At 61.7% G+C, this 24,437-nt stretch carries 27 protein-coding genes and 1 tRNA gene; 17 read left to right on the top strand and 11 right to left on the bottom strand.

All coding sequences use genetic code 11. From position 1 onward, the window contains the following. Positions 1-50: 50 nt before the first annotated feature. A complete protein-coding gene (locus NKI97_RS01750; RefSeq protein WP_031211352.1) occupies positions 51-260 on the top strand; it encodes a SlyX family protein in 210 nt (69 codons plus the stop codon). Positions 261-344: 84 nt separating this feature from the next. Here NKI97_RS01750 and NKI97_RS01745 read toward each other — a convergent pair whose 3' ends face one another. From NKI97_RS01745 to NKI97_RS01735, 3 genes are all read right to left on the bottom strand, one after another. After that, entirely contained in the window at positions 345-1,334 is a 990-nt protein-coding gene (locus tag NKI97_RS01745) for a BMP family lipoprotein (protein WP_292657345.1), read from the bottom strand. Between the two features lie 215 nt (positions 1,335-1,549). After that, the gene (gene msrA / locus NKI97_RS01740) at positions 1,550-2,212 is read right to left on the bottom strand and encodes a peptide-methionine (S)-S-oxide reductase MsrA (protein WP_352832369.1); all 663 of its coding nucleotides are present in this window, start codon (positions 2,210-2,212) and stop codon (positions 1,550-1,552) included. 66 nt (positions 2,213-2,278) lie between these two features. Beyond that, positions 2,279-2,602 (bottom strand): hypothetical protein, encoded by a 324-nt coding sequence (locus NKI97_RS01735; RefSeq protein ID WP_352448284.1) that lies wholly within the window; start codon positions 2,600-2,602, stop codon positions 2,279-2,281. Between the two features lie 429 nt (positions 2,603-3,031). Between NKI97_RS01735 and NKI97_RS01730 the strand changes: the two genes are divergently transcribed. After that, a tRNA-Ser gene (locus NKI97_RS01730) sits at positions 3,032-3,121 on the top strand. 296 nt (positions 3,122-3,417) lie between these two features. Continuing rightward, on the top strand, positions 3,418-3,723 hold the full coding sequence (locus NKI97_RS01725; protein ID WP_352448285.1) for a hypothetical protein: 306 nt from the start codon (positions 3,418-3,420) through the stop codon (positions 3,721-3,723). 111 nt (positions 3,724-3,834) lie between these two features. On the opposite strand, the gene NKI97_RS01720 is transcribed toward NKI97_RS01725, so the two are convergent. The 4 genes from NKI97_RS01720 to NKI97_RS01705 form a co-directional block, all read right to left on the bottom strand. After that, the gene (locus NKI97_RS01720; protein ID WP_352448286.1) at positions 3,835-4,110 is read right to left on the bottom strand and encodes an Arm DNA-binding domain-containing protein; all 276 of its coding nucleotides are present in this window, start codon (positions 4,108-4,110) and stop codon (positions 3,835-3,837) included. Between the two features lie 383 nt (positions 4,111-4,493). After that, positions 4,494-4,901: a hypothetical protein gene (locus tag NKI97_RS01715; protein WP_352448423.1), complete on the bottom strand. Its 408-nt coding sequence runs from the start codon at positions 4,899-4,901 to the stop codon at positions 4,494-4,496. Positions 4,902-5,172: 271 nt separating this feature from the next. Continuing rightward, a complete protein-coding gene (locus tag NKI97_RS01710; protein ID WP_352448287.1) occupies positions 5,173-5,445 on the bottom strand; it encodes a hypothetical protein in 273 nt (90 codons plus the stop codon). A gap of 457 nt (positions 5,446-5,902) precedes the next feature. Continuing rightward, positions 5,903-6,511 carry a YdeI/OmpD-associated family protein gene (locus NKI97_RS01705; RefSeq protein ID WP_352448288.1) on the bottom strand — a complete coding sequence of 203 codons (609 nt, stop codon included), beginning with the start codon at positions 6,509-6,511 and terminating at the stop codon, positions 5,903-5,905. A 505-nt stretch (positions 6,512-7,016) separates the two neighbouring features. Here NKI97_RS01705 and NKI97_RS01700 point away from each other — a divergent pair. The 14 genes from NKI97_RS01700 to NKI97_RS01635 all read left to right on the top strand — a co-directional run bounded on the left by NKI97_RS01700 (position 7,017) and on the right by NKI97_RS01635 (position 20,162). Beyond that, positions 7,017-7,451: a DUF3597 domain-containing protein gene (locus NKI97_RS01700; protein ID WP_352448289.1), complete on the top strand. Its 435-nt coding sequence runs from the start codon at positions 7,017-7,019 to the stop codon at positions 7,449-7,451. A 407-nt stretch (positions 7,452-7,858) separates the two neighbouring features. Continuing rightward, the gene (locus NKI97_RS01695) at positions 7,859-8,089 is read left to right on the top strand and encodes a hypothetical protein (protein WP_352702982.1); all 231 of its coding nucleotides are present in this window, start codon (positions 7,859-7,861) and stop codon (positions 8,087-8,089) included. 73 nt (positions 8,090-8,162) lie between these two features. Beyond that, the gene (locus tag NKI97_RS01690; RefSeq protein ID WP_352702984.1) at positions 8,163-8,441 is read left to right on the top strand and encodes a DUF982 domain-containing protein; all 279 of its coding nucleotides are present in this window, start codon (positions 8,163-8,165) and stop codon (positions 8,439-8,441) included. Positions 8,442-8,556: 115 nt separating this feature from the next. Next, the gene (locus NKI97_RS01685; protein ID WP_352742158.1) at positions 8,557-8,748 is read left to right on the top strand and encodes a DUF3606 domain-containing protein; all 192 of its coding nucleotides are present in this window, start codon (positions 8,557-8,559) and stop codon (positions 8,746-8,748) included. Continuing rightward, on the top strand, positions 8,748-8,930 hold the full coding sequence (locus tag NKI97_RS01680) for a hypothetical protein (RefSeq protein ID WP_352448292.1): 183 nt from the start codon (positions 8,748-8,750) through the stop codon (positions 8,928-8,930). Before NKI97_RS01685 ends, NKI97_RS01680 begins: the two co-directional genes overlap by 1 nt. 200 nt (positions 8,931-9,130) lie before the next feature. Then, positions 9,131-10,570: a hypothetical protein gene (locus NKI97_RS01675; RefSeq protein WP_352448293.1), complete on the top strand. Its 1,440-nt coding sequence runs from the start codon at positions 9,131-9,133 to the stop codon at positions 10,568-10,570. A gap of 333 nt (positions 10,571-10,903) precedes the next feature. Further along, positions 10,904-10,993: a K(+)-transporting ATPase subunit F gene (locus NKI97_RS01670; protein ID WP_023675300.1), complete on the top strand. Its 90-nt coding sequence runs from the start codon at positions 10,904-10,906 to the stop codon at positions 10,991-10,993. A gap of 25 nt (positions 10,994-11,018) precedes the next feature. Next, positions 11,019-12,722: a potassium-transporting ATPase subunit KdpA gene (gene kdpA, locus NKI97_RS01665; RefSeq protein WP_352742933.1), complete on the top strand. Its 1,704-nt coding sequence runs from the start codon at positions 11,019-11,021 to the stop codon at positions 12,720-12,722. Positions 12,723-12,935: 213 nt separating this feature from the next. After that, entirely contained in the window at positions 12,936-15,029 is a 2,094-nt protein-coding gene (gene kdpB / locus NKI97_RS01660) for a potassium-transporting ATPase subunit KdpB (protein ID WP_352832364.1), read from the top strand. Between the two features lie 12 nt (positions 15,030-15,041). Next, positions 15,042-15,611 carry a potassium-transporting ATPase subunit KdpC gene (kdpC, locus tag NKI97_RS01655; RefSeq protein ID WP_352702993.1) on the top strand — a complete coding sequence of 190 codons (570 nt, stop codon included), beginning with the start codon at positions 15,042-15,044 and terminating at the stop codon, positions 15,609-15,611. A 53-nt stretch (positions 15,612-15,664) separates the two neighbouring features. Further along, positions 15,665-18,406, top strand: coding sequence for a DUF4118 domain-containing protein (locus tag NKI97_RS01650; RefSeq protein ID WP_352832361.1), 2,742 nt, complete (start codon positions 15,665-15,667; stop codon positions 18,404-18,406). Further along, entirely contained in the window at positions 18,403-19,095 is a 693-nt protein-coding gene (locus NKI97_RS01645) for a response regulator transcription factor (protein ID WP_352454001.1), read from the top strand. The genes NKI97_RS01650 and NKI97_RS01645 overlap by 4 nt, the downstream gene beginning before the upstream one ends. Then, positions 19,067-19,522: a hypothetical protein gene (locus NKI97_RS01640; protein ID WP_352568207.1), complete on the top strand. Its 456-nt coding sequence runs from the start codon at positions 19,067-19,069 to the stop codon at positions 19,520-19,522. Before NKI97_RS01645 ends, NKI97_RS01640 begins: the two co-directional genes overlap by 29 nt. Before the next feature lie 130 nt (positions 19,523-19,652). Next, complete coding sequence (locus NKI97_RS01635) at positions 19,653-20,162, top strand: NUDIX hydrolase (RefSeq protein WP_352832359.1); 510 nt, start codon at positions 19,653-19,655, stop codon at positions 20,160-20,162. Positions 20,163-20,240: 78 nt separating this feature from the next. Here NKI97_RS01635 and NKI97_RS01630 read toward each other — a convergent pair whose 3' ends face one another. Genes NKI97_RS01630 through NKI97_RS01615 form a run of 4 tightly spaced genes read right to left on the bottom strand, consistent with a single transcriptional unit; the run spans position 20,241 to position 24,350 of the window. Next, positions 20,241-21,092, bottom strand: a complete 852-nt coding sequence (locus NKI97_RS01630) for a citryl-CoA lyase (RefSeq protein WP_352448301.1) — start codon at positions 21,090-21,092, stop codon at positions 20,241-20,243. Beyond that, a complete protein-coding gene (locus NKI97_RS01625) occupies positions 21,089-22,273 on the bottom strand; it encodes a CaiB/BaiF CoA transferase family protein (protein ID WP_352448302.1) in 1,185 nt (394 codons plus the stop codon). The genes NKI97_RS01630 and NKI97_RS01625 overlap by 4 nt, the downstream gene beginning before the upstream one ends. Positions 22,274-22,288: 15 nt before the next feature. Beyond that, positions 22,289-23,812 carry a tripartite tricarboxylate transporter permease gene (locus NKI97_RS01620; RefSeq protein WP_352832356.1) on the bottom strand — a complete coding sequence of 508 codons (1,524 nt, stop codon included), beginning with the start codon at positions 23,810-23,812 and terminating at the stop codon, positions 22,289-22,291. A 4-nt stretch (positions 23,813-23,816) separates the two neighbouring features. Beyond that, positions 23,817-24,350 carry a tripartite tricarboxylate transporter TctB family protein gene (locus tag NKI97_RS01615; RefSeq protein ID WP_352448304.1) on the bottom strand — a complete coding sequence of 178 codons (534 nt, stop codon included), beginning with the start codon at positions 24,348-24,350 and terminating at the stop codon, positions 23,817-23,819. Positions 24,351-24,437 lie beyond the last annotated feature (87 nt).

Raw genomic sequence — 24,437 nt, 5'->3', positions numbered from 1 at the left:
AATTTCCAACGTGGCCGCAGCCTGCACAATCGCCTGATCGAGGATTTCAAATGACCATGCCCGAGGACCGGCTGACGACGCTGGAAATCCGCGCCGCCGAGCAGGAGAAGACCATCGAGGAACTGTCCGGCCAGATCGCCGAGCAGTGGAAGGTGATCGAGCGCATGCAGCGCAAGCTCGACGCGCTGGCCGAGCGCTTCCTGGCGCTGGAGGAACAGGCCGCACCCGACGTGCCGGTGACCAAGCCGCCGCACTGGTGAGCGGGCCGACAAGACAAAACCGCCGGGCTTTCACCCGGCGGCTCGTCAGTTCAGCAGTGCCAGTCGATCAATAACGGCAATCGATCAATACGGGCAGGCATTGTCCGACATGTAGTCGTGCACCTTGATGGTGCCGGCGATGATGTCGGCCTTGGCTTTTTCGACCGCCGCCTTCATCGCATCGTCGACAAGCGCCTTGTTGTTGTCGTCCATGGCGTAGTCGACGCCCCCTTCCTTGAGGCCGAGATCGTTAACGCCGGCCGTGAACTTGCCGTCCTTGGCATCCATGAAGGTGTTGTAGACGGCAACGTCGACGCGCTTGACCATGGAGGTCAGCACCTTGCCGGGCTGCAGGCCGTTCTGGTTGGAATCGACGCCGATGCCGAGCTTGCCGGCGTCGGCCGCTGCCTGCAGCACGCCGACACCGGTGCCGCCTGCCGCCGCGTAGACCACGTCGGCGCCCTGGTCGATCTGCGTCTTGGCGATCTCGCCGCCCTTGGCCGGATCGTTCCAGGCCGCTGGCGTATCGCCGGTCATGTTCTGGATGACGTCGGTGGCGCCGGCCGCCTTGGCGCCGCCGACATAGCCGCAGCCAAACCTGCGGATCAGCGGAATGTCCATGCCGCCGACAAAGCCGACCTTCTTGGTCTTGGAAGCCATCGCCGCCATCACGCCGACGAGGTAGGAGCCTTCCTGCTCCTTATAGACCAGCGAGCGGACATTGGGCTTGTCGACGACCATGTCGATGATGGCGAATTTGGTATCGGGGAACTCGGTGGCGATCTTGTCAAGCGCGTCAGCCCACGAGAAGCCCGCCATGACGATCGGGTTGCGGCCGTCCTCGGCGAAACGGCGCAGCGCCTGCTCGCGCTGGGTGGCGTTGCTGACCTCGAATTCCACATAGGGGATGCCGGTCTCGGTCTTGAACTTTTCAGCGCCGTGGAAGGACGCCTCGTTGAACGACTTGTCGAACTTGCCGCCGAGATCATAGAGGATCGCGGGTTGAATGTCCGCGGCGAAGGCCGGAAGAACCATTGCAGCTGCGGCCATGAGGCCGAGAACGATACGTTTCATGTGATCCACACCCCTGTCGGTTATTTGTCCATTATGCATCGCATGCCGGCCCGGTTCTCCGGCAGGCGTGCGGTGTCGGGCAGGAGTGTCTTCCTCCCGCTTCGGGTCAATCTGGCACGGCCCGAAACAAAATTCACGTGGAATTTTGACCTTTTGGAAAAGCATGGCGCCGCATCGCGGCGCCACAGCATATTCCTTGCGTCAGGGGCATAAAATCAGGCGGAGACGGCGGCCAGAATGGCGCAGGAGACGCCGGTTCCCTGCAGGCCGCAATAGCCGTAGGGGTCCTTCGCCAGATATTGCTGGTGGTCTTCCTCGGCGAAGTAGAATTCCGGCGCCGGCGCGATCTCCGTGGTGATCTTGCCGCGTCCGGCGCCGCGCAGCGAAGCCTCGTAGGCGTCGCGCGAGGCGATCGCAGCCTGGTGTTGAGCGTCGTTGAACGTATAGATCGCCGAGCGGTAAGTGGTGCCGACATCATTGCCCTGGCGCATGCCTTGCGTCGGGTCGTGGCTTTCCCAGAACAGCTTCAAGAGCTCGGCATAAGACACGATCTTGGGGTCGTAGACGACGAGCACGACTTCGGCATGGCCGGTGAGCCCCGTGCAGGTTTCCTGATAGGTCGGGTTGGGCGTGACGCCGCCGGCATAGCCGGCCGCCGTGACCCAGACGCCCTCGACTTGCCAGAACAGGCGCTCGGCGCCCCAGAAGCAGCCCAGGCCGAACATCGCCGTTTCCATCCCTTCGGGATAAGGACCCTTGAGCGGCCTGTTCGAGACAAAGTGCTTCGATGCGGTCGGGATCGGCCGGTCGCGGCCGGGCAACGCCTCGGAGGGTTTCGGCAGGTTGAGCTTCTTGTTCAGCATGTCGCTGAGAAACATGTGTGGCTTCCTTTTCTTCTTGGTTGAGCCTTCCTGGTACGGGAACACCGGGTCAGGCTGGAAATGTCAGGTTGCGGCGAACCGCCCGCTGGGGCGCTGCCGCCTGTAACCGATGGCATAAAGAATGAACGCCAGCACCGCGAACACGGCAAAGCCGGGCTGGCTGAGCACCCAGGCGATGGCACCGTCCCACAGCAGCGGGTTGATCTTATCGCGGACGAAGCTTTCGAAGGCGCTGCGCGTATCCGGCGAGACAGCGAGCCAGCTGGTGTTGAGCGGGGTCATCACCAGCGCCGAAGCCGCCACCGAGCGGGTCGCATCGAGCACGGCCATGATGACCGAAACCGAAAGCGCAATCATTGCGGCAAGACGGAAGATAAAGCGGAACATCCGGACCCTTCCTCCCCAGGAGTTTATCAGAATGTCGTGTGGACTGTTAAATAGGATCTGCGTGCTTTATCCGCAATCGCGACACGCGAAGTTGAACCTACGGCAGCCGGGTTCGCCGAAACCGTCGGCGCGCCGGGGACGGCAAGCACACCTCCGCCGCTCCTTTCGATAGGCTCCCAACGGGTGCTCCGATAACATGGGCTGAGCATCCGTATCCGGCAAAGCGAATAGACTGCCGTTATGTCTTGGCATTCGGCACCGGATCGACTAGATGAGCCCCGCGCCTGTTGCTTTGACGGCTCGGGTGCGGGGAAAGGGTATCCGCTGGTTGACGGCGCCCACGGCCGGAATTCCGGCCGGAATCCCAAAGGAGATGCATCTCCCCAACCCGCGCGGCGAAACCGGCCGCGTCGAAAATGCTAAAAAGACGGAGAGGTGGCCGAGTGGTTGAAGGCGCACGCCTGGAAAGTGTGTTTACGGGAAACCGTAACGCGGGTTCGAATCCCGCTCTCTCCGCCAGTTGCCTCGCCAAATTGCTGAAATACCTAATAAATTTCATGGCTCGCAGTATTTGACCCACTTTTTGCCCCACATAATTGTGTGGATTAAAATGGCTGTCACAGGCTTTCTCTGGACGCTATCTCTAGCAAGAGCGCTTCATTGTGGAGCGAAGTTGAGCGCCCCTCCAACTATGTGAGTCTGGGGCCGGATGGTCCTGTCACTACGGGGACGACGGCGACGTTGGCGGGTGTGTGGAGAGGCTTTGATTTTGGTGGGCGTGTTGACCTGTCGCCCGATCCTGTGGGGAGCGAAAGATGGTGACGATACTGAAGTGGATTGCCATCGCTGTACTTGGGCTGCTGGCATTGATGCATGCGGCACTGACTGCTTCACTGATCTGGCACATGTTCCGCTACGATGTACCCGGAGCTTGGATTGCGGAGCCCGAATTAGTCAGGCAATACCTGATTCCGCTGGCTTCCATTTTTGGTCTCTTGATACTGATGCGATACGCCAAGCCGACCGAAAGAAAGGCGTGCATCGCAGTTCTCGCTGCCGTTACTGTGTCCTTTGCGCTGTTTCTATTGTTGCATTTAACCGGTCGATTGACGATCAAATAGAGGGGACACTTGGGGCCCGCGCAGCGATTTTTGGCTGTTCTGCATGCTGATTTTTGCCTCTGATAGTGCTTCGCGCGGGTAGAATTTTGCGTTCGCGGCCTGCAAATTTTGTCATCGAATCCGGTTTGCGCGCACGAAATTTGGGCTCTTCTTGCGGTAAGCTAGCGCGGTTTCTCGTGCATCGGCGAGCGAGATGATCGACGTGCCGCCCAATCCGATGTCTCTACGCCTGCCTTGGACGATGATCCGGAGGAGCCAACGCTTCGCTCCCGACGGGTCCACGACGAGGTAAAGGCCATTGCCATCGGCATATCGTCCCGGAGTCTTAGCCTGCCGCACCTCGATCGCGCTTAGCGCCTTGTCCGGGTGCTTTCCCGATTTTTGCATCGTCCGCCCAACTCACCCCACCCCACATTTTCACCCACATTGTATCGGCGATTTTGTTGGACGGCAATGAATGTCGTTGGACGAACTGAAAAATTAACGGCTTGATTTCAAAGCGTTATTGGACGTCATTGGCCGCAGACGAACAGCCGACTGGCTGCCGCTCTCTCCGCCAGATAAATCTCACCGGTTCGCCAGCCTAAAGGGACGCTGGACGGCTACTGCCGCTGCGGTGCAGGTATCTTGGGGCAGGCAGAGGGGGGCGCGAAGGCTACGGAGCGGCTTTCATCTTCGCCGCACCCTTACCTCAGATCAGCCTACAACCAATCGGCCCGCGCTTCACCAGAAGCACGGGCTTGGCCGACTCGGCGCCATCGCCGCCCCGTCTAGCGCGGGACCGCTTGTATTCCCGAGACCGAGCGCTCTGTTTCGGCGGAGAAAACCACGAAGGCAAAGATCAGCACGGCGACAGCGACAATCATTGAGCCGGTGGCGACGATCGGCTCGAGCGCCGGGTTTCCCTGCAGCATCAGGTAAAGAGCCGGCAGCATCACGACCAGGCCGAGATTGTAGACGCCGTAGTGGATCATGGCGCTCCTGCGGGCAGCCTTCGCCGGATTCAGCGCATAATAGCCGCCGAATATTGCACTGGTGACCCACCCCAGCAGGTTGATGTGCGCGTGAGCCGGAAACGCGCCGTGATCGCCTGAAATTGCCATCTGCAGGCCAGCTGCAATTCCCAGAATAAGAAAGACGATGGCTGTCTTGAAAAAGAGCTCCGAAACTTTAGGCATGCTATTTCTCCCAAACCCGTTTTGCCGCCGCATCATGCTGTGGTTCCGGCGATCTTGCCAAGGGACCGTCGGGCCTGCGGAAGCATGTGTTGCCGGCCTGACAGCCCGTTGGCGACCGGTCGCCGGGCCTGGCCGGTTGCGAGTCCAGCCGGCAAAAAATATGCGCTTACGCTAATTTAATTGCAACATCACCGGCCAGGCTTCGATGTCGTTCTCGCTAGCGAACTGTCCTGCGCGATGGTGGTGCCCATACGCGCCAAAGGTCTGCCCGTCAGTGTTGCAGCAGGGCCTCGCCAAACTTCTCCCACAGCTGTTCGCAATCTGTTGCTCTGAGGCTGGGGGTTCCGAGTGGGCCATATCTGATGACGGCGGCGTGAACATCATAGCCAACGATAGGTGCATTGGCGACAAAGTGGATAGCCTCGCCCAATCGGCGAGAGCCAATTGGCGCATCGGTTTTGTTGGTGATGTCGAAGACACCACAAATATCCACTTCCTGGTTCCTGGCTGCCAACGCAGCTTCCATTACCTGTTCGTGCATCATCGAAGTCTCTCCTATCGGTCTAAGTCTAAGAACCGCGGCTTGTGTTGGCCCGGCAACTGACAACCGGCAAATCGAAGTGCCTTTTGCAGCATTTCGATTGGCTCTTGCTGCGAGCCACTCCGCCCGCTCCCGCGGCAAGCCGATAAGGCAACTGCCAGCGAAGTCCGCAGGCACGTCCACCGTCGCATCAAACACGGCCCACGTGCCAGTCGGCTCCTGAATGGGCAAAAAACGTCATAGAAGCGCCTGCTAATATACGTATGCCGACTGTGGGGACGGAGCTTTGTTCCTACATCGATTAAACGAATGAGAAATGGAGTCGAAATGTCAGGCGACGCTGGTCGAAAACAAATCGTCGGCGACATCGCCAGGAATGCGCTTGAGCTGCGATCCGGCCGCATTCGGGGCTCGCCGACAGGGCGAGCACACGACGCAGCAGGCAAGCGCGGCCAAATGCTCATCCAGAATCGCGATTTCGTTGCGGATAGATCGTCTCGCCGCGCTTCAGCATCTCCACGAAAGCCGCGATCTTCTTCTTGCGTCCGGCTTCGGTTTTCATGTTGTGGATGCGGAAGGCGAGCGCGAAGCGGTTTTGCTGGCTGAGTTTTGCCAGCATCTCTTTCGCCATGGGCTCGGCGTCTATTGCCGCCTGGAGGTCGTCGGGGATCTTCATCTCCTTGCCGCTCTTGTAGGCGCGCGCCCAGCGGCCGTCGGCCTTGGCTGCCTCGACCTGCCTCAGCCCATGCTCGGTCATCCGGCCCTCCTCGATCAGCCGAGCGACATTGTCGACATTGATCTGGCTCCAGGTGCTCTTCTTGCCGCGCGGGGTGTAGCGCTGCAGGTAGCTTTTGCCGTCCAAGGCCTTGCGCACCGCATCGATCCAGCCCCAGCACAACGCCACGTCGATGGCTTGCTTCGGAGTGATCGACGGCAGCCCCGAATCGAGCTTATGGATCTTGATCCAGACTTCGTCCTCGCTGTCGTGATGCTCGCCAAGCCAGGCATGGAAGCTTTCGGCATCCCTGAACTCGCGCACCTTGGCGGGGTCGACCTTGACGGGCGCCATCAGCCGGTCCGCCCGTGACGCAGGCGCGTAACGACGCCGAACCGGTTGCCGGCCGCGCGCGCGCTCATCTCAGCTCCGACAACTAGGATCATGGTTCGCTCCTCTCAACGATGCGAATACGAAACCTAGACGATCTTTCTATTTTCATCATCAAGAGCGTCTCCCTCCTCGTACCGCTCCAATGCCTCCATTAGCCACCGACACTGATTTTACTGGTATGGAATCGCTCGGCATCCGCATATCTATTTGCAACTTCTAATTTAGCCCGATGCGTGCCGAGAGCCCTCAATTCGGCCGTCATCCATTGCACTTGACGGTCTCTCGAGCTGTATACGGCCCGAACTGTTGCCGTATCGGCCGATTTTTCAGCGCAACCAAGCCTTTACCTTTCGGCCAGTTCGGAGTTGCCCTTCAGCCATGTTCGTGGTCCCGTACAACCAGGGCGCTCAATGCGGCATTCGGCACCGGTCGCCTCACCGACCGTCAAGGCACACAGGAGATAGCAATGGGCATTTTCGACAGTATCAAAGGTGCGATTTTCGGAAACGCGGTTGCGGCCGAAGCGCCGCCGGCGCAACCGTCTCCCGCGCCTGCTTCGAGCACGGCCACCCAGCCGACGGCGCCTACCCGATCCGCCCCGGCTGCAACCCCGGCCTCGACCGCGCCGGCCGCGCCGTTCTCTGCCCCGAACATCGCTGCCATTCTCGACAAGGCGGTGGCCGCGAAGGGGCAGAAACTCAACTGGAAGAATTCGATCGTCGACCTGATGAAGGCTCTGAATATCGACAGCAGCCTCGGCGCCCGCAAGGAGCTTGCCCACGAGCTGAACTACACCGGCGATATGAACGACACTGTAACGATGAATCTGTGGCTGCACGACGCACTGATGAAAAAGCTGGCCGAGAATGGCGGCAAGCTTCCGAGCGACCTGGCCGCCTAGAGTCACAAGACAAGCAATTCCAGGAAAACGTGTGAACGGTTTTCCGTCGGGAATTGCGTCAAACAAAAAAGACAGACCGGTTCGGCGTTTCCGTGAAACGACGAACCGATCTAGTCCTGTCCGCACCGCGGTATTGCTGCGCTGACTTCAGCCGCAACCGAGCAAACCAGACTGCCAAGCCATCAAACTGCAAAGTAAATAAATTGGGATCCATCCCGGCCGCCGGGATTGGGTCAGTGGCGAAGTCGCATGGCACAAAAGCGCTGCCGCCTCGCCCGGCTTGTCTCACTCAAAACCGATGATTTTCGGTCGCCGTCCGCACGCTGGTAGGACCACCATTTTGCTGGCGAAACGCGACGTTCGGCGTATCATTCTCCCGGGCGAGGGTTCATGGTGGGAGGAAGCCAATGAACGTGGTGCAGAGGGTGACTGTCGCCGACTTGACGGCCCAAGAGCTTGTTTCATCTGCGCTTTCAAGATTCGGCGCCGGCGACACCATATCGACGAGGGCGATGCTGGACATCCTTCGCCGGACGGCCCCAGCCTGCGGCGACAGTGACGACGATCTGGTCGAGCTTATCGTCATGACGGCCGTTGGTAGGACCATGGGGGTCGTGTTCGACCATCGCTCCCGTTAGCAATCCGGAACGAATACCAGGCTGCACCGTTCAGTCCGCAAAACTTATCTCGCTTGAGTTGTGGAATGGTGCCATGCGTGATGAACAATTCGACGTTCCCGTGACAATCGAAACTGGGCGGAACGGACGCATTCTGACGGTGACGCGGGCGGTCGAGGCCGCATCACTGCTGGTCGAAAAGTGGCCGAACGAAAAGCGCGGGCCGAAATACCGCTCGGCCTTGCAAGCAATGATGGACGCCCTGGAGCAGCGGCGGGCGGTTGGCAGCGCTCGACGGGCATTCACCGCGGCCGCCAAAGAGGCCAGCCTTTTTGTGCGCGAAGGCCGGCCTGACACCAAGCCCTTGTTTTGAGCAAAATCGCCGCGCATACCGGGTCATGCCCGAGGGCAGGCAATTGGGCGACACGCTCGAAGGAACTCGCTGAAATCTTGCCCGTTATGCTCTCGTCGAGATGAGGAGAGCTGCCATGGCCGACGACAAAACCAAGACCGATAGTCGCGACCGCTCACGAGTGGCGGGCGGCGGCGAAGATTATGAGGTACATCATTTCGCCGAGGAAGCGGGCATTACCCCGGATCAGGCCCGTACGCTGATCAAGCGCCACGGCACCGACCGCAAGGTGCTGAACGAAATCGCCGAGAGCATAAGAGCGTTGTAATGGCTGACAAGAAAACCGCAATGGCCGACCGCAAGACGCGCGATGCGGACGAAAAGAAGGCTCTGCACCTGGCTGAAACCACCGACGTTTCGCCGAAGCAGGCGAAGGATCTGATGCGCAAGCACGGCAAGGACAGCCCGAAGGTCGAGAAGGAAGCCAAGAACTTCAAGGCCGAGGGCTGAGCCGCCGAAGGTCTTTGTGCGTCACCCGCAACTTGACAATCGCTGCTGAACGCGCCCAGCCGGTTGGACGCGCGGCATAGGGGCCGCAATCCTGCGGCTTATCGGTTTTCTAACAAATTCGGCCTATGCCTTCCGCTATCGCGGCTCAGGGATGCCATATGCGCGGGATGTCTGGTGAGGCGAGGCCGTCGATAGATGACATGCAGCATGTGAGGCTGGTGTTTTGCCTGTTGGCCGCGGTTGTGATGGCGGCGGCGCTCCTCGCCTTTGCCACCTCCCTCCTGCAGGATCCCGATAGCTGGTGGCACATTAAGGTCGGCATTGATATGCTGGCAAGCCGCACATTCCCGACCATCGACATTTACTCCTACACTTTTGCCGGCCAGCCATGGATCGCCAAGGAATGGCTTAGCCAGGTTCTCCTTGCAATTGCCTATGAAGCCGGCGGTTGGAACGGCGTGGTGCTGCTGGCGACTGCGGTAATCGCGCTGACGGCCTTCTTGACGTCGTGGTATCTCAGCGCGTGGTTGAAGCCGACGCTGGCGATAGGACTGACGCTGGTGCTCGCGCTCGTGATCGGGCCAATCTATGTCGCCCGACCCCACATCTTTACCTTGCCCATTATCGTCGTCTGGACCGCCGGTCTTTTCCAGGCCGCACGCGACGGGAAAGCGCCGCCTTTATGGCTGCTGGCGCTGCTTTGCGTGTGGGCCAATCTCCACGCCACCTTCACCTTCGGTTTCGTCATCGCCGCCTTCGCCGGCCTCGATCTGCTTATGCGCACGCGCTTATCGAACCCCCGGCTGCTGGCCAAGTGGATTGCTTTCGGGCTGCTTTGCCCGCTGGTCAGCCTGCTCAACCCCTATGGCGTCAAGGCAATACTCGCCACATTCACCGTGGCCTATGGCAATGAGGCGGTGCCTTACATTGCGGAGTGGCAGCCATTCGACGCCTCGCGGCATACCCTCCAGGAGGTGATCCTGCTGGTGGCGTTTTTCGGGCTGGTCGTGTCGAGATTGCGCATTGGCTGGGCCAAGGCGCTGTTCCTTGTCTTCACGTTGCACGTCTATCTCACCCACATACGGTTCATGTACCTGTTCTTTCTTCTCGTGCCGGTGGTCCTTACCGTCGAGGTCGCGCAACAATATCCAGTGCTTTCAGCCGAGAAATGGGCGGCGGAAAAGCGCGACGGACTTGAACAATTTTTCGCACGGAAATTTTCCAGGATTTGCGCTGGACTTGCCGTTTTGCTGGTTTTGGCGGCTGCCGCCTTCACGACCTATCCGGTCGCGCCGAGCCAGAAGACCTCGGCGAGGGACGCACTGGCCTTCGCCCAAACCCATAATCTGTCGGGCAATCTGCTGAACTCCTACGATTTCGGCGGTACGCTGATTTTTCATGGCATCAGGACGTTTATTGACGGCCGCGCGGATCAGCTCTTCCTGAATGGCTTTACGGAAACGGATGAGCAGACTGGGCACAGCCGGGGCAAGCCGATCCTGAAAGCCCAACTCGACAAATATACGATAGGCTGGGCATTGTTGACCGCCGACGACAGCCGCATTCCGTTCTTCGACCAACTGGGCTGGAAGCGGGCCTATGCGGACGATTACGCGGTGATCTACACCCGCGCGGACTGAGCCCCGGCAGCTTCGCGCGCCGGTGCGCACCTCCCCCCTGAAGCTGTGGCCAGCGCCGAGGCGGCGAAATCCTTATGGGATTTTGATTTCTTTGCTCCGCGTCCCGTCTCGAACCTTTATGGCACTTTGATCCATATTCACAGGAGCGGTGTATCCAGCCGCCGATATGATGCGGCGACGGGTTTTGATAGTTTGTTAAAGTAAACAAACAAATACAACATAAGGAAAACGCGCGGTGGACATAGTTGTTGTCGCGACTGGAATCGCGTTTTTTGCTCTATGCTTCGGCTACATCAAAGCTTGCGACAAGCTGTAAGTTTAGGGGATCGTAACATGCTTTTCGACTATATCCTCGGCGGCGCCGTGACCTTGTTTCTTCTCGCCTACCTGACATACGCCCTCGTTCGCCCGGAACGCTTCTGATCTCCGCTGGCAAGGAGCCAACCCCATGACAATCAACGGATGGCTGCAGATCCTCGTCTATTGCGGGATCGTCGTTCTGCTGGCCAAGCCGCTCGGCGGCTACATGCATCGCGTTTTCAGCGGCGAGCGCACATTCCTGTCGTCAATTCTGGCCCCGCTCGAGCGCGGGCTCTACCGCATATCAGGGACCAGCGAGCGCGAGGAGCAGCATTGGACCTCCTATGCGGCGGCCCTGCTGTTCTTTAACCTGGCCGGCTTCCTGGTGCTCTATTCGCTGCAACGGCTGCAAGGCGGCCTGCCCTACAATCCGGCCGGCATGACCGCCGTCGAACCTGGGCTGGCCTTCAACACCGCCGCCAGCTTCATGACCAACACCAACTGGCAGAACTACGGCGGCGAAAGCACGATGTCCTATCTCGTGCAGATGGCCGGCTTGACCGTGCAGAATTTTCTGTCGGCGGCGACCGGGATCGCCATTGCGGTCGCACTGATCCGCGGCTTTGCCAGAGCCTCAGGCAAATCGATCGGCAATTTCTGGATCGATATGACCCGCTGCACGCTCTATCTGCTTTTGCCGCTCTGCACCGTCCTGACGCTGGTCTATGTCTATCTCGGCATGCCGCAGACGCTCGCTGCCTACGTCAACGCGACGACGCTCGAAGGCGCGCAACAGACTATCGCGGTCGGGCCGGTCGCTTCCCAGGTTGCCATCAAGATGCTCGGCACCAATGGCGGCGGTTTCTTCAACGCCAATGCAGCGCATCCCTTCGAAAATCCCGACGCAATCTCCAACCTGATCCAGATGGTGACGATCTTCGCCCTCGGCGCGGCGTTGACCAATGTCTTCGGCCGCATGGTAGGCAACCAGCGCCAGGGCTGGGCAATTCTGTCGGCTATGGGCGTACTGTTCATCGCCGGCGTTGCCGTCTGCTACTGGGCGGAAGCCGCCGGCAATCCGCTCGTCCATGCGCTGGGCGTCGACGGCGGCAACATGGAGGGCAAGGAGAGCCGCTTCGGCATCGCCCTGTCGGCACTGTTTGCCGTCATCACCACGGCCGCATCCTGCGGCGCGGTCAACGCCATGCATGACAGCTTCACCGCACTCGGCGGCATGATCCCCATCATCAACATGCAGCTCGGCGAGGTCATTGTCGGCGGCGTCGGCGCCGGCTTCTACGGTATCCTGATGTTCATCGTCATTGCCGTTTTCGTCGCCGGGCTGATGGTCGGACGCACGCCCGAATATCTCGGCAAGAAGATCGAGGCCAAGGAGGTCAAGATGGCTATGCTGGCCGTGCTCTGCCTGCCGCTTGCAATGCTGATCTTCACCGCTGTCGCGGTGGTGCTGCCGACCGGCGTTGCTTCCATCGCCAATGCCGGCCCGCACGGCTTCTCCGAGATTCTCTATGCCTACACCTCGGCCGCGGCGAACAATGGCTCCGCCTTTGGCGGCCTCAGCGGCAACACGCCCTGGTACAACGTAACGCTCGGCATCGGCATGCTGATGGGCCGGTTCCTGGTCATTATTCCGGCGTTGGCGATTGCTGGCTCGCTGGTTGCGAAGAAGACCGTCCCTGCCTCCGCCGGCACCTTCCCGACCGACGGTCCGCTGTTCGTCGGGCTGCTGGCCGGTGTCATCCTGATCGTCGGCGGCCTGACCTTCTTCCCGGCCCTGGCGGTCGGACCGATCGTCGAGCACCTGGCGATGATTCACGGTCAGACATTCTGAAACGGCGATGCCCTGGTTCAACATCATACCTCGAAAGGTCCGGCATCGCCCCGAGCCGGAGGGGGAGAAAACGCCCCCTCCTTTCCCGACGCTGTCCACATTCCTCGCTATTGCGGCAGCCTTGATCATGATCTGGCTGCTGGCTTACGGGCCGCCGCACCTTCGTTCGGCACACGATCGACCGGTCAACAACATCGACACTGGAGCTACCAAATGAGCCCGTCGAAATCCGTGAGCATCATGGATACCCGCATTCTGTGGCCCGCTATCGGCGGTTCCTTCAGAAAACTGAACCCGCGCACCTTGATGCGAAACCCGGTGATGTTTGTCGTCGCCGTCGTCTCGGCGCTCACCACCGTGCTGTTCGTCAAGGATCTCGTTACCAGCGGCGGCGATCTTGGCTTCATGCTGCAGATCATCATCTGGCTGTGGTTCACCGTGCTCTTCGCCAATTTCGCCGAAGCGGTGGCCGAAGGCCGCGGCAAGGCGCAAGCTGACTCGCTGCGTCGGGCGCGAACCGAGACGCAGGCCAAGCTGTTGAACGGTGGCGACCGCAGCAAGTTCAAACTGGTGCCCGGCACCAGCCTGAAGGTCGGCGACATCGTGCTTGTCGAAGCCGGCGACATCATCCCCTCGGACGGCGAGGTGGTCGAAGGCGTGGCGTCGGTCAACGAGGCGGCCATCACCGGCGAATCCGCACCGGTCATCCGCGAATCCGGAGGCGATCGTTCGGCGGTGACCGGCGGCACGCAGGTCTTGTCCGACTGGATCCGCGTGCGCATCACTGCGGCTGCCGGTCATACGTTCCTCGACCGCATGATCTCGCTGGTCGAGGGCGCCGAGCGCCAGAAGACACCCAACGAGATCGCGCTCAACATCCTGCTCGTCGGCATGACGCTGATCTTCGTGCTGGCGACGGCGACGATCCCGAGCTTCGCCTCGTATTCGGGCGGCTATATCTCGGTGACCGTGCTGGTCGCCCTGTTCGTTACCCTGATCCCGACCACAATTGGCGCCCTGCTGTCGGCTATCGGCATTGCCGGCATGGACCGCCTGGTGCGCTTCAACGTGCTCGCCATGTCGGGCCGCGCCGTCGAGGCGGCCGGCGATGTCGACACGCTGCTGCTCGACAAGACCGGAACCATCACGCTGGGCAACCGTCAGGCGACGGCATTTCGACCGGTCAAGGGCGTCACCGAACAGGAACTGGCCGACGCGGCTCAGCTTGCCTCGCTTGCCGACGAAACGCCGGAAGGCCGCTCGATCGTCGTCCTGGCGAAGGAAAAATACGCTATCCGCGCCCGCGACATGGCAAGCCTGCACGCGACTTTCGTGTCCTTCACCGCGCAAACCCGCATGAGCGGTGTCGATCTGGAAGGCTCCTCGGTCCGCAAGGGCGCAGTCGATGCGGTACTTGCCCACGTCAACCTCTCGACCGTTGCCACAGGCAGTACGCGCCCCGGCAGCGACACCGTCCGCGACCTTCAGGCGATCGCCGACGAGATCGCCAAATCGGGCGGCACTCCACTCGCGGTCGAGCGCGACGGGCGCCTGCTCGGCGTCGTCCATCTGAAGGACATCGTCAAGGGCGGCATCGCAGAACGCTTTGCCGAATTGCGCCGCATGGGCATCCGCACGGTGATGATCACCGGCGATAATCCGATGACCGCGGCGGCGATCGCGGCGGAAGCCGGCGTCGACGACTTCCTTGCCCAGGCGACGCCCGAGGACAAGTTGAAGCTGATCCGCGACGAGCAGGCCAAAGGCAAACTGGTCGCGATGTGCGGCGATGGCACCAACGATGCGCCGGCCCTTGCGCAGGCCGATGTAGGCGTTGCCATGAACACCGGCACGGTCGCGGCACGCGAGGCCGGCAACATGGTCGATCTCGACAGCGATCCGACCAAGCTGATCGAGATCGTCGAAATCGGCAAGGCGCTGCTGATGACGCGTGGCTCGCTGACCACCTTCTCCATCGCCAACGACGTGGCCAAGTATTTTGCCATCATCCCGGCAATATTCGCCGTCTTCTACATCGCCCCGGGCCAGACCGCCGGGCCGCTGCAAGCGCTCAATGTCATGCATCTGGCGACGCCGCAGAGCGCTATCCTCTCGGCCATCATCTTCAACGCGCTGATCATCATTGCGCTGATCCCGCTGTCGCTGAGGGGCGTCAAATACCGCGCGGTCGGCGCCGGTGCGCTGCTCAGCCGCAATCTCATTGTCTATGGCCTTGGCGGCGTCGTAGTGCCCTTCGTCGGCATCAAGATGATCGACATGGCCATCACCGCTCTCGGTCTCGCCTAAGGAACCACGTCGATGCTCAATCAAATCAGGCCCGCGATCGTCATGATCGTCTTCTTCACCATTCTGACGGGTTTGGTCTATCCGATCGGCATGACCGGCATTGCCCAGGCGCTGTTTTCGCGCCAGGCCAATGGCAGCCTGATCGAGAAGGACGGCAAGCTCGTCGGTTCCGAGCTGATCGGCCAGGCTTTCGAAAGCGACCGCTACTTCCATGGCCGCCCGTCGGCTGCCGGCGACGGCTACAATGCCGCCGCCTCGGGCGGCTCGAATCTCGGCCCGACCAACCCGAAGCTCATCGACAGGATCAAGAGCGACGCCGAAAAGCTGAGAGTCGAAAACCCGAGCCAGCCGGTACCGATGAATCTGGTCACCACGTCCGGCAGCGGCCTCGATCCGCATATCAGCCCAGATGCGGCCTATTTTCAGGTTGCCAGGGTGGCCAAGGCCAGGGGCGTCGATGAATCCAGGATCAAATCGCTTGTCGACAGCCATGTCGAAGATCGCGAATTGGGGTTCATCGGCGAGGCGGTGGTCAATGTGCTGGCCCTCAACCTTGCGCTGGACGATGCGATGAAACAGTGAAGGACCGGCGCCGGGATCGACACCGAAGCCGGCGCCGTTCATGATTGACCCTTATGCCAGACGACAGCCGCACCGCCGAAACCAGGCCCTCTCCCGACGCGCTGCTCGAGCATGCCGAGCGGGAGGAGCGCGGTCGCCTGAGGATATTTCTCGGCGCCGCCCCCGGTGTCGGCAAGACCTACGAGATGCTGATGTCGGGCCGCGCCAGGCTGGCCGACGGGGTCGACGTGGTGATCGGCATCGTCGAGACGCACGGCCGCAAGGAAACCCAGACGCTCGTCGAAGGCTACGAGGTCATTCCTCGCCTTGAGATCGATTACAAGGGGCGGATCCTTGAGGAGATGAATCTCGACGCCATCCTCGCCCGGCACCCGGCGCTAGTTCTGGTCGACGAACTCGCCCACACCAACGTCGCCGGCAGCCGTCACCCCAAGCGCTATCTCGACGTCCAGGAAATCCTGACGCACGGCATCGATGTCTACACGACGCTGAATATCCAGCACGTCGAGAGCCTGAACGATGTCGTGGCGCAGATCACCCGCGTCAGGGTGCGGGAAACTGTCCCCGACTCCATAATCGACCAGGCCGACGACATCGAGATCATCGACCTCACCCCCGACGATCTGATCAAGCGGCTTGAGGAAGGCAAGGTCTACATCCCCAGCACCGCCCAGCGCGCCATCGAGAACTATTTCTCGCCGGGCAATCTGACGGCGCTCCGGGAATTGGCGCTCCGCCGCACTGCCCAGCGGGTCGACGAGCAGTTGCTGACCCACATGCAGGCCCACGCGATACCCGGGCCTTGGGCGGCGGGGGAAAGGGTTCTCGTCTGCGTCGATGCGCGTCCGGGCGGGGCGGCCCGTGTACGTTATGCGCGGAGGTTGGCCGACCGGCTCCGCGCCCCTTGGACGGCGCTTCATGTCGATACCCCTCGTTCAGCTGCCATGCCCGAGGAGGACAAGGATCGGCTGGCGACGCAGCTGCGCCTTGCCGAGCAGCTCGGTGCCGAGGTGACGACCATTCCGGGTCAGAACGTCGCGCAAGACATCGTTCGGCATGCGACGGCGAACAACTTCACCCATATCGTGATCGGCAGGCCGACCCGATCGCGCTGGCGGGAATTGATCGAAGGCTCGCTCACTTACGATCTCATCCGCAATGCCGGCGACATCAGCGTCCATGTCATTTCGGGAAGCGAACGCAACGCCGAGGCGACGTCGAGGACCGTCAAGGCGGCGGACGAGCAGTGGCAGTTCGAGATCTGGCCCTATCTCATGGCCACGGCCTATGTTGTTGGCTCGCTCGCCTTCGCCGTCCTTCTCGACCAGTTTCTCGACGTCCGCAATCTGGCGATCATCTTTCTCATTGGGGTCCTGACGTCGGCGGTGACCGGCGGTCTCTGGCCGGCTTTGTATGCCTGCCTCATCAGCGCCATTGCCTTCAACTATTTCTTCCTGGAACCACGCTACACGCTGACGATCGAGGATCCGGAGAGCATCGTTGCGCTGGCTGTCTTCCTGGTTGTTGCGGTCATTGCCAGCAATCTAACAGCGCGCGTGCAGCGTCAGGCGGTCGCTGCGCGCTCGCGGGCACGCGCCACGGAAGATATTTATCTCTTCTCAAAGAAGCTCGCCGGCGCTGGGACGCTTGATGACGTTCTCTGGGCGACTGCCTTCCAGATCGCCTCGATGCTGAAGCTGCGCGTGGTGCTGCTTCTGCCGGAGAACGGCACAATTGCGGTCAAAGCCGGCTACCCACCCGACGACACGCTGGCCGAGGCCGACATCGCAGCAGCCCGCTGGGCCTGGGAGCATAACCGCGCCGCCGGGCGCGGCGCCGACACGCTGCCCGGAGCAAAGCGCCTCTATCTGCCCTTGCGGACCGGACGCACGGCGGTAGGCGTTGTCGGCCTCGACAACGACAAGCAAGGTCCGCTGCTGACACCCGAGCAGCAGCGTCTGCTCGATGCGCTCGCCGACCAGGCGGCGGTCGCCATCGAGCGCATCCAGCTCGTCGCCGATGTTGACCGGGCCAAGCTTGCGGCCGAGGCAGACCGTCTGCGCTCAGCCTTGCTCACCTCCATTTCCCACGATTTGAAAACGCCGCTTGCCGCCATCATGGGCGCGGCCGGAACACTCAGGGACTTCGAGGCCGCGCTTCCCGAGCAGGACCGGGCGGAACTGCTGTCGACCGTGCTCGATGAAGCGGAGAGGCTTAACCGCTTCATCGCCAATCTGCTCGATATGACCAAGATCGAATCCGGCACGATGGAGCCGAACTATGCGTTTCACTATCTCGGCGACATTGTCGGTTCAGCTCTGTATCGGGCCCGCAAAATCGTCGGCGAGCATAAGACCGAGATCGACATTCCATCGGATCTGCCGATGTTGCGGGTCGACCCCGTTCTGTTCGAACAGGTGCTGTTCAACCTCCTCGACAATGCTGCAAAATACGCGCCGCCAGGTTCGACGATCCGCCTGCAAGCCTGGGCCGACAACGGCTTCGTCATCCTGCAGATCATGGATGAGGGACCAGGCATTCCGCCAGCGGATCTAGAGCGCGTTTTCGACACTTTCTACCGTGTGCGCAAGGGTGACCAGGTGCGTGCCGGCACGGGGCTCGGCCTGTCGATTTGCCGCGGCTTCGTCGAAGCGATGGGCGGGACGCTCTTGGCGGCAAACAGGTCCGACCGCTCGGGGGCGGTTTTCACGATCAAGATGCAACTGGTGCCGGCGGAACTGCCCAATCTCGGCGAACCCGAGACGGGCCATCAAAATATGGACGATCTGGCATGACGAGCCTGGACGTCAGGATATTGGTGGTCGACGACGAACCGCCGATCCGGAAACTGCTTCGCGTCGGGCTTGGCAGCCAAGGCTATGCGATCAGCGAGGCGCCGAACGCCAGGGCGGCGATTGAACTCATCGAGACGGAAAAGCCGGACCTTGTGCTGCTCGATCTCGGCCTCCCCGGCATGAGCGGCCATGATTTGCTGCGCAAATGGCGGGATGATGGCCTGGACATTCCCGTGGTTATTCTTTCCAGCCGCACTGATGAGGCCGGCATCGTGTCCGCCCTCGAACTCGGCGCCGACGACTATGTCACCAAGCCGTTCGGTATGAACGAGCTTGTCGCACGCATCCGCGTAGCGCTTCGCCACAAGTTTCAGCAGCAGGGTGAGAGACCGGTGTTCCAGACCGGCGACCTCTCCGTCGATCTGGTGAAGCGCGTCGTCAAGGTCGAGGACAAGGAGATAAAGCTCTCGCCGAAGGAATACGACATTCTTCGCACCTTGGTGCAGCACGCCGGCAAGGTTCTCACCCACCAGTTCCTGCTGAAGCAGGTCTGGGGCGATTCCACCGACGTTCAATATCTCAGAGTCTACGTCCGGCAGATCAGGCAAAAGATCGAAAAAACGCCCGACCAGCCCCGCTATATCACCACCGAGACCGGCGTTGGATACCGGCTGCGCGAAATCGATTGACGCGACGAGCATCCGAAGCCGAAATGCCTCTTCCAATCCGCTTCAAATCAGCGGCGGCCATGGTGTCGCCGGACAAAAGCCCTATATTAAGGAAAGATCGGTTTTGTGCGGGAATGAATGGATGTCACGGCTTCGTCTATTGACGTTTTTAGGGTCGGCAATGCTGACCGCGGCGATGCTGTCGGGCGTAAATCCTGCTGCATCGGCACAGGTCGTCAGTCCCGCCGACCGCAACGTGTTGATCCAGCAGGACCAGTTGCAGATGTTGGAGAACAGGCTGCGGCGGCAGCAATACCAGCAGCAGCAACAGCAGTACCGTGCCCAGGATCGCCAAATCCCAACACCGCAACGGCAGGAGGTGCCGCAGATGAGGCCAACTTGCCAGTTGCTGCCGTCGGGGAGCGGCTTTGTCAGCACCTGCCGCTGACGACCGGCCCTTTCCATTTATTTAGCCGACTTATATATTGTGGAAACCGTTCCGCTTGCGCCCCATTGAAAGCGGGCGAGTTTGCAACGCTGCCCTTGCCGTCTGGGCACCGATTCGACTGGATTATCGAATGGCAGCCAGCAAGAAGAAGGTTGTACGCAAGGCAAGGAAGGGCGACGGGGTTCGCCAGGTCGCGGCGATTCCCTTTCGGCTGAACGAGCATGGCGATGTCGAGGTGATGCTGGTCACATCGCGAACGACGAGGCGCTTCATCGTGCCGAAGGGCTGGCCGATGAAGGGCAAGAGCGGCCGCAAGGCGGCCACTGTCGAAGCACAGGAAGAAGCCGGCGTTCTCGGCAAGACACTGAAACAACCGGCCGGCACCTATTGCTACTGGAAGCGGCTGGCAAACCGCTTCGTCCGTGTCGACGTCGTCGTCTATTTGCTGGAAGTAACCGAGGAACTTGCCGACTGGCAGGAAGCCAGGAGGCGGCAGCGGGCATGGCTGGCACCAGCCGACGCGGCGTTGCTCATCGACGAGCCGGATCTTTCGGCGCTGGTGAGGAACATCAGGATTGCCGAGCTGGAGCATAATCCCAAAAAGCAGAGTCCGGCGTTCGGAAAAGATCCCGCTCAATAGAAGATGGAGGCCTGTCCCGACTGTGTCGGGATGGAATTGATTCCAGCGCCCGCCGCCGCCGTCTCTTGAACCGATGCCTCACTGACTGCCATCGTCTTCCTCGGGCAGAGGCCGCGCCGGCGTGCCGGCATAGGCCCACAGCCATTCGCGCGGCAGCGGCCCCTTGTTGCGGTCGCTTTCCTGCGACTGTTCCCACGCATGTGCGAGGATACCGACCGAGCGCGACAGCACGAAAAGGCCGCGCGTCAGCGGCGGCGGAAAGCCGAGCTCGCCGTAGATGACGGCCGTGGCGCCGTCGATATTGAGGGGGATTTTTTTGCCCTTGCGCCGCGCCACCTCGGCCTCGATCGCCTCGGCGATGTCGGCGAAGCGCCCGCTGACGATGCCGCGCGCGGCAAAGTCGTGGGTTAGCTCGATGAGGCGGGGCGCCCGCGGGTCGACCGGATGGAAACGATGGCCGAGCCCGGGCACATAGCCGTTTTCCCCGGCAAGGAAACGATCGAGCCGCGCCGACACGGCGTCCGCAAGCGGCATGCCGGCGTCCAGTTCGGCAGCGATGTCTCCGTAGAAGGAAAGCGCCTGTTCGCCGGCGCCGCCATGCACATCGCCAAGCACGTTGACGGCTGATGCCATGGCGCTGTTGATGCCGACGCCGCAGGTGATCGCCATACGGGCGATGGCGATCGACGGCGCCTGCGGCCCGTGGTCGACGGCAGCACCCAGCGCGATGCCAAGCAGCGCCGCCTGCTCCTCGCTTGGCAGTTCGCCGCGCAGCATCAGCCAGATCATTGCCGGAAAGCTGACGCGGCCGATCAGATCCTGGATTTCATAGCCGCGCAGCCGGATGACGCCGGGGCGCATCTCGATGATGCCGGTCTGCCACCATTCCTCGCCGCGTCCGCGACCAGTCTTGTTTTGCGTTCCGCTCATGCCTTCGCTCTTTTCCTGGCACGCGGCGGCAGGCCGGCAAAAACCTCGTCCATATGCTCGCCGAGCCCCGGCGGCGGCCTGCTCGGCAAAGGTGCCTCGCCATCGACCATGAAGCCGCCGCGCACCACGGTCAGCGGCCTGGCCATCCCGGACACAGCCTGGAAGCGTGCCGTCATGCCGCGCTCGACCACCTGTTGCTCCTGCAGGACCTGCGGGATCGTCAGCACCCGGCCGGCCGGCACGCCGGCGCGATTGAACGTCTCCTCCCAGGCGGCGGCAGAGCCGCTCGCCAGGGCGTCCTCGATCAGCGCTTTCAATGCGATCCGGTTCTGCTTGCGCGTTTCGCGCTCGGCAAAGCGGACATCCGAGGCCAGCTCCGGCCGGCCGATCAATCGGCAGAGCGCGACGAACTGCTCCTGCTTGTTAGCGGCGATGTTGAGCAAGCCGTCGCCGGTGCGAAACGCGCCAGACGGTGCGGCCGTCATGTTTTCATTGCCCATCGGCTGCGGCTCGACGTCCGCCGTCAGATAGTTCGACACCGGCCAGCCGAGCGCAGAAAGCGTGCATTCGAGCATCGACACGTCGAGGAACGCGCCCTCGCCAGTCGTCTTCTGCTTGACCAGTGCGGCGGTAATGGCGAAGGCTCCGACCAGCCCGCCAAGCGTATCGGCGACGGGATAGCCGACACGCAGCGGCGCCGTTTCCGGTGTACCGGTGATGCTCATGATGCCGGAAAGACCCTGGATGATCTGGTCGTAGGCTGGATTGTCGCGCATCGGCCCGGTCTGGCCGAAGCCCGATATCGCACAGTAGACAAGGCTTGGCCGGACCTCCTTCAGCCTGGCATGGCCAAGCCCCAGCCGGTTCATCACGCCGGGGCGGAAATTCTCGACCAGCGCGTCGGCCGAAGCGACCAGATCGAGGAAGCGTTCGCGGTCGGCCTCCTGCTTGAGATCGAGCGCCACCGAGCGTTTGCCGGCATTCTGCGCCAGGAACGAAGCGCCCATGCCCGCCCGGTTGAGCTCCGGAGAGGCGCCGAGCTGGCGCGCCAGATCACCGCCTTGCGGCGTCTCGACCTTGATGACGTCGGCCCCGAGCAACGCCAGCTGGTAGGCGCAATAGGGGCCGGCCAGTACATTGGTCAGGTCGAGAACGCGGATGCCGGAAAGCAGGTCTGTCATGACGTCACGAACAGCTCAGGCATCGCCCGGCACGTGCTCCGGTCCACGCATGCGCCTGTGCTCGATGTAGGCCCAGATATGCGGTCCAACCAGCCCGATGAAGGCCAGCGTCAGCAGCGTCAGCGACAGCGGATGCTTGTAGAACACCGTCCAATCGCCGTTCGAGATGGTCATCGCGCGGCGGAACTGCGTTTCCGCAAGCGGCCCGAGAATCATGCCGATGATGACCGGCGCGGTCGGGAAATCGAAACGCCGCATCAGGAAGCCGGCGGCACCGAGCAGATAGAGGATGACGAGGTCGATCGGCGATTGCGAGATGCCGTAGGTGCCGACCGTGGCGAACACCAGGATGCCGGCATAGAGCTGCGGCGCCGGGATCTTCAGCAATCGCACCCAAAGCCCGATCAGCGGCAGGTTGAGGACGACGAGGATGACATTGGCGATGAACAGGCTGGCGATCAGCCCCCACACCAGGTCGGCCTGTGTCGTCAGCAGCAGCGGCCCGGGATTGATGCCGTAGCTCTGGAATGCCGACAGCATGATCGCGGCCGTCGCCGAGGTCGGCAGGCCGAGCGTCAGCATCGGCACCAGCACGCCGGCCGCGGATGCATTGTTGGCGGCCTCCGGCCCGGCAACGCCCTCGATGGCGCCGACGGTGCCGAACTCCTCCTTGTGTCTGGAGAGTTTCTTCTCGATCGCATAGGACAGGAAGGTCGGGATTTCGGCGCCGCCGGCCGGCATGGCACCGATCGGGAAGCCGATCAGGGCACCGCGCAGCCATGGCTTCCACGAGCGCGCCCATTCGGCTGCGGTCATGTAGAGCGAGCCCTTCAACGGCACGATATCGTCCTTGCCGGCATAGCGGCGCGAGGCCATGTAAAGCGTCTCGCCAACGGCGAACAGGCCAACGGCGACGACGATGACGTCGACGCCGTCGAGCAATTCGCTCGTGCCGAAGGTGAAGCGCGGCTGCCCCGTCTGCAGGTCGACGCCTATCATGCCAACAACGAAGCCGACGAACAGGCTGGTCAGGCCGCGCACCGACGACGAGCCGAGCACTGCCGAAACCGTCATGAAAGCCAGCACCATCAGCGAGAAATATTCGGCCGGGCCGAAGGCCAGCGCGAATTTGACGACGATCGGCGCCAGGAAGGCAACGCCGATCGTGCCCAGCGTGCCAGCGACGAAGGAGCCGATCGCCGAGGTTGCCAGGGCCGCACCGCCGCGGCCGGAGCGGGCCATCCGGTTGCCTTCCAGCGCGGTGACGATGGTGGCGCTTTCGCCAGGCGTGTTGAGCAGGATCGATGTCGTCGAGCCGCCATACATGGCGCCGTAGTAGATGCCGGCAAACAGGATGAACGACGCCTCCGGTGCCACCTGGTAGGTGATCGGCAACAGCAGCGCGATGGTCAGTGCCGGCCCGAGGCCGGGCAGCACGCCGATCGCAGTCCCCAGCGTGGTGCCGACCAGGCACCATATGAGATTGATCGGCGAGAAGGCGACCGAAAATCCGTGCGCGAGATGGCCGAGCGTTTCCATGGCGTCAGCCCCTCAGCATGGCAACGACCGAATCGACGATCGCGTTCAGCTGGTTTTCGATGAAGCCGGCGCCGATATTGACGCCAAGCGCCCTGGCAAAGCCGAAATAGGCGGCCAGCGCCAGGATCAGCCCGAGCAGCACGTCACGCAGCGGACGCCGGCTGCCGAAACCGTGGCAGATGAGAACGAACATGACGACAGATGCAGCGGTAAAGCCGAGCGGCTGGATCAGCACGAGGTTGGCGATCAGTCCGAGGGCAGCGATGCCCATCGCCTTCCAGTCGGTCGGCGTCTCCTTTTCGTCCTCCGGCTGCCAGCCGCCCCGCAAGGCGGCAATGATGAGCAGCAGCGACAGGATCACCATCCCGGTCATGGTGATGTAGGGAAAGACGGTCGGACCGACCTTGGAATAGAGCGGCGACACCGGGATTGCCAGCGTCTGCCAGGCAACCGCACCGGCACAGGCGAGGAGCCCGACGCCGATCAGCAGTTCGGGCACTGCAAGGCGCGGCGGCGCCGGCTGGTCGCTGGTGCTCATCATCGTCCTCCCAATGTCGGTCCCTTGGGGCCGGTTCTCCTTAGACCGGTCTCACTCGGCCGATCTCGGCGTAGTTTCACCTCCGGC

It is taken from the genome of Mesorhizobium sp. M0296 (assembly GCF_040321675.1).
In the GTDB taxonomy this organism is placed as follows: domain Bacteria; phylum Pseudomonadota; class Alphaproteobacteria; order Rhizobiales; family Rhizobiaceae; genus Mesorhizobium.
Note: the sequence above shows the minus strand (reverse complement) of the source record. Positions and strands in the feature narration are given on the sequence as shown.